Raw genomic sequence first — 14,571 nt, forward strand, 5'->3', positions numbered from 1 at the left:
CAGCGTGAGCCCGAGCTGGCTCGGGGTGTTCGCGCTGCTGGCGTCCGGTCCACGCGGTCGGGCGTGTCGCTTATATGCTTATGCGCACAGCGACACCCGCAGTGATCCGGGGTAGTTCTTGGGGTTTTCTGCTCATAGGGCGCAGTGCTCCCTGAGCAACTTATCTATCTTGTCACGACTTGCTCTGCTCTTGCAAATCGGCTCCAGATGACGACGACGCCGTGCCAGTCCCGGCGGCGGGCACAGGTCCCGTTCGCCTCTGATCCGCGTTGCCGCGGACTTCACACCTAAAGGGCATTTGTCGAGCCCGCGGCGTCGTTGGCCGCCTGCTTGCGCTGGACGAGGACCAGTCGCCAGATGGCCGCGCCGATGATCAGTGCCCCGAGCACGGTGAGGAACAGGAACATGATCCCGCGCAGCGCCCAGAGTACGGAGACCACGATGACCGCGGCACCCCAGTAGACACCCAGTTTCACCCCGCGCAGCAGCCCGGTCACCAGTAGCAGGCTCGCCCCGCCCAGGGCGATGAACTGCACTGCGGCGGCATCGCTGACCAGCGCGAGGCCTGAGAGCACAACGGTGAGGATGCCGGCGGTCAGCCAGTGGCCATGCTGCCAGCTGGTGAGTTCCTCCTCATCGGTGCGCGGCTGCAGCCAGGCCTCAGCGGCCAGCACCGCGGTCAGCACCAGCAGCAGGGTGACCGAAAGAGCTGTGGCAGTGGGGGTGACAGCCATCGTGTAGGCGAAGAGTCCGGAGCCCGGCAGGATGACCGGTCCCAGCAGTGCGGCGGCGGGCCGGACTCTCCTGATGCGCCAGAGCGCTGCTGCCAGCACCAGGTGCATGGCCGGTACGCTCCAGGCCAGGGGCGCGGCGGCATGCTGCTGGGCGGTGATGACCGGCACCACCGAGGCCAGTGCTGCGGTCGCCCCGGAAGTGAGCAGCAGGCTACGGCGGGCGCGGCCGGCAGGCCAGATCCTGCGAGCCGCCAGTACCACCGCCGCCAGCAGGGCGAAGACCCCGGTCCCGGTGAGATAGCCCAGCACTGCCGGGTGGCCGCCGGGGGTCCCCCACAGCTGGACATCGCTGAGCAGCTGGGCCGCGGTCACCGCTAGGAAAACTGCACCTCCGACAGCCAGGAATCCGGGCGCAGTGAACGGCGCCTCGGGCAGCCGCACGCCCCAGATCAGTGCGCCGATACCGACCGTGAGAGCTGCTGCGGCTACTGTGGCCTGGACCCACCAGACAGTGCTGTTGGCCAGGGCGGCAACCAGCAGCACGGTGACTCCTGCCGCATAGCCTCGGGCCGGGTACAGGTCGCGGGTCGGCAACGGCTGGCCTGCCGGGGCCTGCAAGGCGGCACCGCGTAGGAAGATCACGCTGGCCGCCGCCCACGGAACTGCGGTGAACCACCAAAGGTCCCCGGCGATTCCGGCCAGCAGCATCACCAGGTTGATCAAGCTCAGCCACAGCGCATTGGCGGCTAGGTGCAGCGGAATCCACCGGTGGGCGGGGCCTGGGCTCAGCCTGCGGGTGCTGAACAGCTCGGCAGCGAACACCAGCACAGCCAGGGCGAGTGCCCAGCCGGCGGAGGTCACATGCAGCGCATCCAGCAGCAGCGGCTGACCAGCCTGCACGACTGCCGGCCAGTTCACCGCCATCAGGCAGAGGGCAACCGCCGCGGCGAACACCCCCAGTCGCACCGCGGTAGGGAAAGGCAGCGCGGCTGCCCGGTGCAGCAGCAGATGGAGGCAGAGCACACCAAGGGCTGCCAGTCCTGCCTGAGCAGCAGGCTCCCCCGCGGAGGCCGCTGAACCCGGCAGGCTCAGCACGTGCGCGAAGACGAAGAAGAACACCAGCACCGCCGCGGTGAGCAGCCCGGACTGCTCCCGGGAGCTCTCCGTGGTCCTGATGACCGCCAGTGCGGCGGTGATGCAGACGATGACGGTGAGTCCTGCAGCCAGCTGCCCCGCCAGGGGGTAGTCCACCTGGGCAGTGACGATCAGGTCGATGAGCATCTGCAGCAGCAGGTAGCTGCCTACTGCTCCTGTGGCCAGACCTGTTGGCAGGGCCTCCGGCAGCTGACGGGCAGGCCCGAAAGCGGTAGCGGCTAGCAGCAGCAGTCCGGCGGCGACTGCGGCATCGGCCCACCAGGCGCCGGTGCCCACCAGCAGCACGATCAGGCCAAGGGCTGCTGCCAGTGCCCCGTAGACCCTGGGCTGGGCCCTGCGAGCGGGCAGCGGGTGCGCCTGCCGGTCGGTGCGGTGCAGTGCCGCTGCCCCGGCAAAGGCGGCCACCGCCCAGGCCGGTGCGGTGAACCACCAGAGCAGTGCGGCGTCGTCCTGGAGCACCGGCGCCGACCAGAAGACAGCGAGGTTGACCAGACCAGCCCACAGCCCGTGCACGGCCAGGTGCGTACCGGGCCAGAGCTCAGGTGCTCTCAGCACTGCGGTCGGCTGGGCAGGCAGAGCGCGGCCGAGCCGACCGGTGGCCAGAGCTGCGGCGGAGAGCAGCTCTGCTCCTGCGAAGCTGAGCAGGATCAGCTGGGCGTAGGTGGGGGCCGGGTCAGCGGCCCCGGGAGCCAGTGCCCAGGCGGCTGACCAGTCGATGCTCAGTGCAGCGATGGCCGCCCCGGCCAAGAAGCTGAGTCCCCGGACAATGAAGAAGGCATCCTCTGGGTTGTCGTCCTGCACATGGCGGAGCAGCAGCACGGCGGTGGTATAGACCACTGCAGTGGCGGCGATGGCATAGAACGGCTGGGCGATGCCGGTCAGCCCGAAAGCGATGGTCCCTGCGGTGAATCCCACCGTGCTCAACAGCCAGTAGACGCCGCCCTCATCGTTGACCCGGCACTTGCTCCGGCGCAGGCTCAGCACTGTCACTGTAGCGGCGGCACCGGCGGCGATGCCCATCAGCGCAAGCCGGGCACCGAGCATCTGATCATCGGCCAGCCGCCCTATCAGCCAGCCGGTGACACCCAGAGCAGCCACTGCCTGCCCACGGTGGATCAGGGCTCGCATCGGCTGTGCGGAGAGGGTTATCTCCAGTCCGGACCACAGGACCATCCAGCCTAGCGCGAACCAAGGGTGCTGGGACAGGGCGATCAGCGCTGCGGCGGCCAGCACTGCCCTGATACCGCCGTAGAGCAGCTGCTTGTCCTCGCCTGTGCCCTTGCCACTCAGCCTGAACAATGCAAAGAGCACCAATGACAGCACGATCAGGGCAGCGAGGCTCAGCCAGAGCCAGTCCGCTGAACCGAGCGGTGTGCCCGGCAGCAGCAGAAGCGCTTGGACGCCCAGCGCTGCGGCCAGCGCAAGGCCAAGATGAGCCCCCAAATCTGCACGCCGCAGCTGCTCCCAGTTCAGTCCCGCCGGGAGTTTCTGCCCGCGGAGCAGTCCGGAGGCCTGCGGGAACAGTGCCACCAGCACTGCCCACCCCCCGAACCATGCACCCAGCACGGCAAGCACCTCGACAAGCTCGGCCCGGAAGTACACCAGTGTGCTCAGGACTGCGGCGGTGGCGGCTGCGCGAGCGGCGAAGCCCAGAACCGGACGGTGCACCGCACTGAGCGGACGCACCGCGCTGATCGCGTAGTACAACGCCGTCGCGGTAAACAGCACGGTGTAGTCCAGGCTTCGCATCTGCCCGGCCAGCAGCACTGCGGCGATGACCAGCCCGGGGACCACCACCCAGTGCAGCTGTCCGAAGGGTGCGCGCAGCACCTCCGGCACCCGCTTGCCCAGCAGGATGACGGCGAGCTGCACACATGTGGAGAGCACCATGATGCCCACCAGAGTCCAGACCAGCGGGGCCTGCAGGCTTGCCGTGGAGCCGAATATGGAGGAATAGAGGAACGGGATGACCAGATAGCCCAGCACCCTGCTGTCCAGGTGCACCGAGGCGAAGCCGTAGATCACCAGACCGATTGCCGAGACCACCGCCCAGGTGATCAGCCCGTTGCCGATGAACGCCTCGTTGACCGGAATGGCTGCCACCGCCAGCAGTGCCAACGAGGTGCCGAAGATTGCGTAGCCGGCAGGTTTGAGGATTGCGACCTTGGTGGCCAGGTACAGGCCCGTGCCGGCAAACAGCAGATAGGCCATCAACAGCGACGTCGCCGTCAGCACCGGGTTCTGCACGGCGGCGACAAAAGCCAGGGCAGCTGTGGTGAGCACCAATCCGCCCACATACAGCGAGATATTGATGGAGCGGTGCTCATCGGCCGGAGTGCGCGGGCGGCGCGGCTTCTTCGGCGGTGGCTGCGGTGCGGGCCGGTAGGGCTGCGGAGCGGGTCGCTGAGGCTTCGCAGACTTCGCCGGAGGTTCTGCCGACACTGCAGCAGCGGTAGGCTCCGACTCCCATGGGGAGGTCTGCTTGGCGGGCTGCTGGTCGGCTGGCAGCCAGAGTGGGACCTCGGCGTTCTTTGCCGGCTCTTCAGTCCTCGATTGCTGCGGCTGCGGTCGGGCGGCGGGATGCATTTTGCTCGGATCCAGCCCCCTCCTCTGGGTGCCGGGTCGGGCCTGCTCGCTCCGGCTCGCCCAGTCAGGCACCGGCTGCTCTTGGCGTTCCTTCTTACGGCCCTGATGGTGGCCGATCGCGTAGCCGATCAGGAAAGGCGGGCCGAACAGCACGGCGCCGAGGAGCAGCAGCAGAAAGATCCACTCCACTGGCGCACTCCCCCACTGATCACCGTTCGGTCAGGACAGTAGTATCCTTTCACGCTGAATGTTACCCCTAGCTTGAGCATACAGAAGGCCCCCGACACCGCAGTGGTGCCGGGGGCCTTCTGATGAAGCTGAAGCGGATCAGGCGAGGATCTTGGTGACCTTGCCGGAGCCCACGGTGCGGCCACCCTCACGGATGGCGAAGCCGAGGCCCTCCTCCATAGCGATCGGCTGGATGAGCTCGACGGTCATCTCGGTGTTGTCACCGGGCATCACCATCTCGGTGCCCTCGGGCAGCTCGATCACACCGGTCACGTCAGTAGTACGGAAGTAGAACTGCGGACGGTAGTTGGTGTAGAAGGGGTTGTGGCGTCCGCCCTCGTCCTTGGACAGGATGTAGACGTTGGCCTCGAACTTGGTGTGCGGGGTGATGGAGCCGGGGGCTGCCACCACCTGACCGCGCTCCACATCGTCACGCTTCAGGCCGCGCAGCAGCAGACCGCAGTTCTCGCCGGCCCATGCCTCGTCGAGCTGCTTGTGGAACATCTCGATACCGGTGACGGTGGTCTTCTGCTTCTCGCGGATGCCGAGGATCTCGACCTCGGAGTTGATGGCCAGGGTGCCGCGCTCGGCGCGACCGGTGACCACGGTGCCGCGGCCGGTGATGGTGAAGACGTCCTCGATGGGCATCAGGAACGGCTTGTCCTTGTCACGCTCGGGCTCGGGGATGAACTCGTCAACGGCCTCCATGAGGTCCTCGACGGTCTTGACCCACTCGGCGTCCCCTTCAAGGGCCTTCAGGCCGGATGTGCGGATCACGGGGGCGTCGTCGCCGTCGAACTCCTGGTCGGAGAGCAGCTCGCGGACCTCCATCTCGACCAGGTCGAGAAGCTCCTCGTCGTCCACCATGTCAGCCTTGTTCAGGGCGACCAGCAGCTTCGGCACGCCGACCTGGCGAGCCAGCAGCACGTGCTCACGGGTCTGAGCCATCGGGCCGTCGGTGGCGGCGACCACGAGGATCGCACCGTCCATCTGGGCAGCACCGGTGATCATGTTCTTCACGTAGTCGGCGTGACCGGGGGCGTCAACGTGTGCGTAGTGACGCTTCTCGGTCTGGTACTCCACGTGGGAGACATTGATGGTGATGCCGCGCTCGCGCTCCTCAGGCGCATTGTCGATGTTGGCGAAGTCCTTGGCCTCGTTGAGGTCAGGGTACTTATCAGCCAGCACCTTGGAGATCGCGGCAGTCAGCGTGGTCTTGCCGTGGTCGACGTGACCGATGGTGCCGATGTTGAGGTGCGGCTTAGTCCGCTCGAACTTTGCCTTGGCCACAGGTTCCTCCTATAGAACGTGGTTGTGAGTAAGACTTACTTCAGGCACAGGGGTGTCCCAGGCTGAAACTCTCGCAAGTCTACTAATTACGGGGGTTATGGGGAAATTGGTTGGTTGGTGCCTGGGGCTACTCGCCGCGGGCCTTTTCGATGATCTCGTCGGAGACGGCCTTCGGCACCTCAGCGTAGGAGTCGAAGGACATGGTGAACACTGCCCGGCCCTGGGTGCGGGAGCGCAGCTCGCCGATGTAGCCGAACATTTCGCTCAGCGGCACCGCGGCCTTGACCACTTTGACGCCGGAGGCGTCTTCCATGGACTGGATCTGACCGCGGCGGGAGTTCAGGTCTCCGATCACGTCACCCATGTACTCCTCAGGAGTGCGGACCTCAACGGCCATCATGGGTTCCAGGATCACCGGGTTGGCACGCTTGATGCCTTCCTTGAACACCTGGGAGCCGGCCAGCTTGAAGGCCATCTCGGAGGAGTCGACGTCGTGGTAGGCACCGTCTCGGAGGGTGGCCTTGACACCGACCATGGGGTAGCCGGCGAGTACGCCGAGCTGCATAGCGTCCTGGATGCCTGAGTCCACCGAGGGGATGTACTCACGGGGGATACGGCCGCCGGTGACGGCGTTCTCGAACTCGTAGAGCTCCTCCCCATCGGTCTCCAGCGGTTCGAAGTCCACAATCACCTTGGCGAACTGGCCGGAGCCACCGGTCTGCTTCTTATGGGTGTATTCGACCTTCTCGACCTTCTTCTTGATGGTCTCGCGGTAGGCCACCTGAGGCTTGCCGACGTTGGCCTCCACCTTGAACTCACGCTTCATGCGGTCCACGAAGACGTCCAGGTGGAGCTCGCCCATACCGCCGATGACGGTCTGGCCGGTCTCCTCGTCCAGGGACACGGTGAAGGTCGGGTCCTCAGCAACCAGCTTCTGGATGGCAGTGGAGAGCTTCTCCTGGTCACCCTTGGACTTGGGCTCGATGGCCACGTTGATCACCGGCTCCGGGAAGCTCATGGACTCCAGGACGATCGGGTGATCGGGGTTGCAGAGGGTGTCACCGGTGGTGGTGTCCTTCAGGCCGATCACCGCGTAGATGTGGCCGGCCTGGATCTCCTCCACCGGGTTCTCCTTGTTGGCGTGCATCTGGAAGAGCTTTCCGATGCGCTCCTTCTTACCCTTGGTGGAGTTGACCACCTGGGCGCCTGAGGCCAGTTTGCCGGAGTACACGCGGATGAAGGTCAGCGTGCCGAAGAACGGGTGGGAGGCGATCTTGAATGCCAGTGCGGAGAAGGGCTCGTCCTTGGAGGGCTTACGGGTGAGGATCTCCTCCTCATCACCAGGCTTGTGGCCTTCCATGGACTCCACATCTGCCGGGGAGGGCAGGTAGTCCACCACGGCGTCGAGCATGGGCTGGACTCCGCGGTTCTTGAATGCGGAGCCGCAGAAGACCGGGTAGGCCTCACCCTCCACAGTCAGCTTGCGGATGCCTTCCTTGAGCTCCTCGGGGGTGAGCTCCTCACCCTCGAGGTACTTCTCCATGAGTTCCTCATCAGCCTCGGCGACCGATTCGATGAGCTCGTTGCGGTACTCCTCGGCACGTTCCTTGAGATCGGCGGGGATCTCCTGGATCTCATACTCGGCACCCATGGTCACATCACCCTTGGCATCGCCTGGCCAGACCAGTGCGCGCATGTAGAGCAGGTCGATGACGCCGACGAAATCGTTCTCAGCACCGATCGGCAGCTGCATCACCATCGGCTTGGCGCCCAGTCGGGACTTGATAGTGTCCACGGTGAAGTAGAAGTCAGCACCGAGCTTGTCCATCTTGTTGACGAAGCAGATGCGCGGCACGTTGTACTTGTCTGCCTGGCGCCACACGGTCTCGGACTGGGGCTCCACGCCTTCCTTGCCGTCGAAGACTGCCACTGCGCCGTCGAGCACGCGCAGTGAGCGTTCCACCTCAACGGTGAAGTCCACGTGGCCGGGGGTATCGATGATGTTGATCTGGTTGTTCTCCCAGAAGCAGGTCACCGCGGCGGAGGTGATGGTGATGCCGCGCTCCTTCTCCTGCTCCATCCAGTCCGTGGTCGACGCACCGTCGTGGGTCTCACCGATCTTGTGGTTGATGCCTGTGTAGAACAGGATGCGCTCGGTGGTGGTGGTCTTGCCGGCATCGATGTGGGCCATGATGCCGATGTTGCGGACCTTCTTCAGGTCAGTGAGCACCTCTTGTTGTGCCACGGTAGTTATCCCCTATTCCTTATTACCAGCGGTAGTGGGCGAAGGCCTTGTTGGCTTCGGCCATCTTGTGAGTGTCCTCGCGGCGCTTGACTGCAGCACCGAGGCCGTTGGAGGCGTCGAGGATCTCGTTCATCAGGCGGTCGGTCATGGTCTTCTCGCGGCGATCCTTGGCGTAGCCGACCAGCCAGCGCAGGGCGAGGGCGGTGGCGCGGCCGGGCTTGACCTCCACGGGCACCTGGTAGGTGGCGCCGCCGACACGGCGGGAGCGGACCTCCAGTGCGGGGCGGACGTTGTCCATGGCGGTCTTGAGGATTTCCACGGAGTTCTCGCCGGTCTTCTTGGCCACCCCGTCGAGAGCGCCGTAGACGATGCGCTCAGCGGTGGACTTCTTGCCGTCGACGAGCACCTTGTTGATCAGCTGGGTGACCAGCGGGGAGCCGTGGACGGGGTCCTGGACGAGTGGGCGCTTAGCAGCGGGTCCCTTACGTGGCATTACTTCTTCTCCTTCTTGGCGCCGTAGCGGCTGCGGGCCTGGCCGCGGCCCTTGACGCCCTGGGTGTCGAGGGCGCCGCGAACAATCTTGTAGCGGACACCGGGGAGGTCCTTCACACGGCCGCCGCGCACCAGCACGATGGAGTGCTCCTGCAGGTTGTGTCCCTCACCGGGGATGTATGCGGTAACCTCCACGCCGCCGCCCAGGCGGACGCGGGCCACCTTGCGCAGTGCGGAGTTCGGCTTCTTGGGCGTGGTGGTGTACACGCGGGTGCACACCCCGCGGCGCATCGGGGACCCCTGCAGGGCAGGAGTGGCGTTCTTGGCGGCCTTGGGGCTGCGCCCCTTGCGCACCAGCTGCTGAATAGTAGGCACTATGCAATCTCCATTGTTGTCAGGTCTTGTGGCCGTGACCGGCCGGGCACGTCTCTGCGCTGGGGAAGTTCCGCCACAGTTTCAGGTTTGGGGGCCGCGCTGATCGCAGCGGCACCTAAGCATGAAAATATGTGGCATTTGTTGCGCACCTTCCCCGCAACCCGGACCGAGTCCTACTGCCACACAGAAACAATCAAGTCAACAATACCAGCTGCCGCGGATTGATGCGAATGCACGCTCATCCGCGCTCATGCGGGGGTTGCTCATCGGAGGCATTTTCCGGACCTGCAGGCTGCTTGCTGTAGTCGGCGGCGCCGGGCTCCGGATCCTCCTGAACCGCAGGCTGCTCGGAGGCTGCCGGGCGCGGGTTCGCTGCCCGCTTCTTCCGGTGTCGGTGCAGCAGCAGAAGAACGACGACGCCGGGGACCGCCAGTACGGCCAGCCAGGGCACCAGGGCGCCTGCCACCACCAGGAACCCGTTGATGAAGCCCACCAGGGCGTTCCAGCCGGACTGCAAACCACCCATGAACCCGTCGCGGTCCACCTCAGTGATCGGTTCGGTGGTGAAGCTGATATGCACAGTGGAGAGCGAGATCTGGTCCTCCAGGGCATTCAGCTCTGCCTGCAGGGACTCCAGGGAGGCCTGGCGCTCGCTGAGCGTAGTCTCAATCTGCAGCAGCTCCTCAGCAGAATCGGCCTCGGACATGATCTCGATCAGTCGGTCCACTGAGGTCTCCAGGGCATTGATCCGGGCGTTGAGGTCCCGGTAGGTGCTGGTGACGTCCTGGGCGGACTCGGTGAGATCGGTAACCTCCCCGTAGTCATTGAGCTGTTCGATGAGCTCATCCAGATTGTCCTGGGGCAGGCGGAGGGTCACGCTGGCGTATACAGGCTCGCCGTCATCGTCAGTGGACTCCTCCCGGGCCTCTACGTAGCCGCCGTAGCCGGTGGCCAGGCCCACCACCTGGCGTACAGCCTCGCGGGTGTCGTCGACCTCCACCACTGCAGAGGCAGTGGTGATGACCTGACGCTCTGCAGCGCTGGTCCCACCTTCGAGGACTCCCCCGCTCGCATCCTGGTCTTGGGCCTCCTCCGGCGCCGCCTCGGCAGCATCATCGGCGACTTCCATGTCATGGTCAGCCACCGCCCCGTCGTCCGAATCAAGGGCGGAGCCGCAGGCGCTGAGCAGAAACAGCGCCAGAAGCAGTGCGGTGAAGCTCTTCAGTATCCGTTCCATGCCCACGAGTTTACGATTGCAAATTACCGGTGTGCAAGGTCTCGGCCAGATCGTAACGGCACTGTGACTGGCGGACATGCGAACGGCCCGGGTGCCCTGCCTAGTCTGGCAGTGGGCACCCGGGCCGTTCGGCGGCGTCGTGACAGTGCTATCCCCGCCGGTCTGCCCAGACCGCCGCTTCGCGGCGATCCGGGGCCCGGGCAGGGTCGTCTGTTGAATCTTCGGTGCTCAGATTAGATTGTCACCGAAAATCCACGTCGGTGTTGTAGTCCTCCAGCGGGATAGCGTGGAACTCGCTGTCCCCGTCGGCACCTGCGTAGTCGAAGCTGGAGCCGTAGAGGCTCGGGCCGGTGAACAGGTTGGCCTTGGCGTCCTCGGTGGGCTCCACCACGGTCTGGGTGTAGCGGTCCAGGCCGGTGCCGGCCGGGATGAGCTTACCGATGATCACGTTCTCCTTCAGGCCCAGCAGCGGATCCGACTTACCCTCCATAGCCGCCTGGGTGAGCACCCGGGTGGTCTCCTGGAAGGAAGCAGCCGAGAGCCAGGAGTCGGTGGCCAGTGAGGCCTTGGTGATGCCCATGAGCTCGTCGCGTCCGGAGGCCGGGCGCTTGCTCTGCTCAAAGGCTGCCTTATTGGCCTGCTGAAAGCGGAACCGATCAGCCAGCTCGCCGGGCAGCAGATTGGTCTCGCCGGACTCGATCACGGTGATCCGGCGCAGCATCTGCCGGACGATGACCTCCACGTGCTTGTCGTGGATGCCCACGCCCTGGGACTGGTACACCTCCTGCACCTCGGCCACCAGGAACTTCTGGGCAGCTCGGGGGCCGAGCACTCGCAGCACCTGCTTGGGGTCCACGTGACCGCGGACCAGCTGGGTGCCGACCTCCACATGGGTAGAACCGGAGTTGTCCTCGCCGAGGTCGATCAGCAGACGGGCACGGCGCAGGATCGGGTAGACCTGCTCCTCGGAGCCGTCGTCCGGAACCAGCACCAGGCGAGCCTGCTTCTCGTCCTCCTCGTAACGGACCCGTCCGGTGGACTCGGCGATCGGGGCCACACCCTTAGGCGTGCGGGCCTCGAAGAGCTCCTGGATACGGGGCAGACCCTGGGTGATGTCATCAGCCGAGGCCACACCACCGGAGTGGAAGGTACGCATGGTCAGCTGGGTGCCGGGCTCACCGATGGACTGGGCGGCGATAATACCCACAGCCTCCCCGACGTCGACTCGGTGGCCAGCTGCCATGGAGCGCCCATAGCAGGCCGCACAGGTGCCGACCGGGGACTCACAGGTCAGCACGGAGCGGACCTTGATGGTCTTGACCCCGGCGTCGAACAGCTTATCGATGAGCACATCGCCCACCTCCGTGCCGGCCTCGGCCAGCACCTCGCCGTTATCGTCGGCCACAGCCTCAGCCAGGGTGCGGGAGTAGGCGGAGGTCTCCACCATCTTGTGCAGCTCCACCTCCAGGCCCTCCAGCTCGTCGGAGACATACTTCCGGCCGGACTTGACCAGCACGCCGTCGGGGCGCAGGTCGTCATCGTGGGCGTAGTACTTGGGCTGGGCGATCGGCACGGTGAGTCCGCGGGTGGTGCCGCAGTCCTCGTCGCGGACGATCACATCCTGTGAGACGTCCACCAGGCGACGGGTCAGGTAACCCGAGTTGGCGGTCTTCAGCGCCGTGTCGGCCAGACCCTTGCGGGCGCCATGGGTGGCGATGAAGTACTCCAGCACGGTCAGGCCCTCGCGGTAGGAGGACTTGATGGGCCGCGGGATGATGTCACCCTTGGGGTTGGTCACCAGGCCACGGATACCGGCGATCTGGCGGATCTGGTTCCAGTTGCCTCGGGCTCCGGAGGTCACCGTGCGGTTGATGTTGTTGAGGGAGTCCATTCCCTCCATCATCGCCTTCTCGATCTCGGAGGTGGCCTTGCCCCAGATCTCCTGCAGCTCCTGGGTGCGGTTCTCCTTGCCGATGAAGCCGAGGCCGTACTCCTCCTCCACCTTAGCGACCTGGGCCTCGTACTTCTCCATGATGGAGGCCTTGTCGAAGTTGGATGTGATATCGGAGATGGCTACGGTCACACCGGAGCGGGTGGACCAGTAGAAGCCGGCGTCCTTAAGGTTGTCCAGGGTCTGGGCGACCTGCACGGTGGAGTACCGCTCGGAGATGTCGTTGATCAGCGAGCCCAGGGCCTTCTTATCTGCGGCCTTGTTCTGCCAGGGGTAGTCCTCGGGCAGCAGCTCGTTGAACAGCACCTTGCCCAGGGTGGTCTCGATCAGCGCAGGCTGACCTTCCTCCCAGCCCTCAGGTGCAGCGACCTCTTTGGAGGGCACGAAGCCGGTGACCTGAATCCTCACCGGAGCGTTGAGGTGCAGCTCCTTGAGGTCGAAGGCCATCTGGGCCTCACCCAGTGAGGAGAAGACCCGGCCGGTGCCGGTCTCGTCCTCACGCACGGTGGTCAGGTGGTGCAGGCCGATGATCATGTCCTGTGCGGGCAGGGCCACCGGGCGACCGTCGGAGGGCTTGAGGATGTTGTTGGATGAGAGCATCAGGATGCGCGCCTCGGCCTGAGCCTCCGGTCCCAGCGGCAGGTGCACTGCCATCTGGTCCCCGTCGAAGTCGGCGTTGAACGCAGCACAGACCAGCGGGTGCAGCTGCAGGGCCTTGCCCTCCACCAGCTGCGGCTCGAAGGCCTGGATGCCCAAGCGGTGCAGGGTGGGTGCACGGTTGAGCAGCACCGGGTGCTCGGTGATGACTTCCTCGAGCACGTCCCAGACTGCGGAGCGCTGGCGCTCCACCATCCGCTTGGCGGATTTGATGTTCTGAGCGTGGTTGAGGTCCACCAGCCGCTTCATCACAAACGGCTTGAACAGCTCCAGGGCCATCTGCTTGGGCAGGCCGCACTCGTGCAGCTTCAGCTGCGGGCCCACCACGATGACCGAGCGGCCGGAGTAGTCCACGCGCTTGCCGAGCAGGTTCTGGCGGAACCGGCCCTGCTTGCCCTTGAGCATGTCGGAGAGCGACTTCAGCGGACGGTTGCCCGGTCCGGTGACCGGGCGGCCGCGGCGGCCGTTGTCGAACAGGGAGTCCACCGACTCCTGCAGCATGCGCTTCTCATTGTTGATGATGATCTCGGGGGCACCGAGGTCCAGCAGCCGCTTGAGCCGGTTGTTGCGGTTGATCACCCGGCGGTAGAGATCGTTGAGGTCACTGGTGGCGAACCGGCCGCCGTCCAGCTGGACCATCGGGCGGATCTCCGGCGGGATCACCGGAACTGCCTCCAGCACCATGCCGGTGGGAGAGTTGCCGTTGACCAGGAAGGCGTTGAGCACCTTCAGCCGCTTCAGGGCGCGGGTCTTGCGCTGGCCCTTGCCGGTGGCGATGGTCTCGCGCAGCTTCTCAGCCTCGGCGGCCATGTCAAAGGTCTGCAGGCGCTTCTGGATGGCCTCAGCACCCATGTAGCCCTCGAAGTACTGGCCGTACTTGGCGCGCATCTCGCGGAAGAGGGTCTCATCGCCCTCCAGATGGCCCACGGTGATGTTCTTGAACCGGTCCCAGACGTTCTGGATCTGCTCAATCTCGGCGTCGGCGCGCTTGCGCACCTGGCCCATCTGCTTCTCTTTGGTCTCGCGGAACTTCTTCTTCTCGGCGGCCTTCGCACCCTCGGACTCCAGCTCGGCCAGACCGTCCTCGAGCTCCTTGGCGATCGCGGCGATATCAGCGTCGCGCTGGGAGGTCAGGTGGTTGATCTCCTGGTCCACCTCGGCCTGCAGGTTGGGCTGGTCCTCGTGGCGGCGGTCCTCATCCACGGAGGTGATCATGTACGCGGCGAAGTAGATGACCTTCTCCAGGTCCTTCGGCGCCAGGTCCAGCAGGTAGCCCAGGCGGGAGGGCACTCCCTTGAAGTACCAGATGTGGGTGACCGGGGCAGCCAGCTCGATGTGGCCCATCCGTTCGCGGCGGACCTTGGAGCGGGTGACCTCCACACCGCAGCGCTCACAGGTGATGCCCTTGAAGCGCACCCGCTTGTACTTGCCGCAGTAGCACTCCCAGTCACGGGAAGGTCCGAAGATCTTCTCGCAGAACAGGCCGTCCTTCTCCGGCTTCAGGGTGCGGTAGTTGATGGTCTCGGGCTTCTTCACCTCGCCCTTGGACCAGGCCAGGATGTCGTCGGTGGTGGCCAGCCCGATGCGCATGGTGTCGAATGAGGATTCAGTGGACATAGTC

At 65.3% G+C, this 14,571-nt stretch carries 7 protein-coding genes; all 7 read right to left on the reverse strand.

Annotated features, from left to right (window positions below; genetic code table 11):
• Positions 1-287: 287 nt before the first annotated feature.
• A complete protein-coding gene (locus F0311_RS09645; protein ID WP_150461739.1) occupies positions 288-4,664 on the reverse strand; it encodes a hypothetical protein in 4,377 nt (1,458 codons plus the stop codon).
• A gap of 138 nt (positions 4,665-4,802) precedes the next feature.
• Positions 4,803-5,993, reverse strand: a complete 1,191-nt coding sequence (tuf, locus tag F0311_RS09650) for an elongation factor Tu (protein ID WP_150461740.1) — start codon at positions 5,991-5,993, stop codon at positions 4,803-4,805.
• Between the two features lie 127 nt (positions 5,994-6,120).
• Positions 6,121-8,238: an elongation factor G gene (fusA, locus tag F0311_RS09655; protein ID WP_317982595.1), complete on the reverse strand. Its 2,118-nt coding sequence runs from the start codon at positions 8,236-8,238 to the stop codon at positions 6,121-6,123.
• Between the two features lie 22 nt (positions 8,239-8,260).
• Positions 8,261-8,731 (reverse strand): 30S ribosomal protein S7, encoded by a 471-nt coding sequence (gene rpsG, locus F0311_RS09660; protein ID WP_150461741.1) that lies wholly within the window; start codon positions 8,729-8,731, stop codon positions 8,261-8,263.
• Positions 8,731-9,105, reverse strand: a complete 375-nt coding sequence (gene rpsL, locus F0311_RS09665) for a 30S ribosomal protein S12 (protein ID WP_120004297.1) — start codon at positions 9,103-9,105, stop codon at positions 8,731-8,733. The genes rpsG and rpsL overlap by 1 nt, the downstream gene beginning before the upstream one ends.
• A 238-nt stretch (positions 9,106-9,343) precedes the next feature.
• On the reverse strand, positions 9,344-10,342 hold the full coding sequence (locus F0311_RS09670) for a DUF4349 domain-containing protein (RefSeq protein ID WP_191089856.1): 999 nt from the start codon (positions 10,340-10,342) through the stop codon (positions 9,344-9,346).
• A gap of 241 nt (positions 10,343-10,583) precedes the next feature.
• Complete coding sequence (gene rpoC / locus F0311_RS09675) at positions 10,584-14,567, reverse strand: DNA-directed RNA polymerase subunit beta' (RefSeq protein ID WP_150461743.1); 3,984 nt, start codon at positions 14,565-14,567, stop codon at positions 10,584-10,586.
• Positions 14,568-14,571: the final 4 nt, after the last annotated feature.

It is taken from the genome of Nesterenkonia ebinurensis (assembly GCF_008711175.1).
Classification (GTDB): domain Bacteria; phylum Actinomycetota; class Actinomycetes; order Actinomycetales; family Micrococcaceae; genus Nesterenkonia; species Nesterenkonia ebinurensis.

Bases quoted from the DNA above. Each gene is read 5' to 3' on its own strand.
- rpsG (WP_150461741.1), bottom strand. From the start codon at position 8,731: ATGCCACGTAAGGGACCCGCTGCTAAGCGCCCACTCGTCCAGGACCCC.
- F0311_RS09670 (WP_191089856.1), bottom strand. From the start codon at position 10,342: ATGGAACGGATACTGAAGAGCTTCACCGCACTGCTTCTGGCGCTGTTT.
- rpoC (WP_150461743.1), bottom strand. From the start codon at position 14,567: ATGTCCACTGAATCCTCATTCGACACCATGCGCATCGGGCTGGCCACC.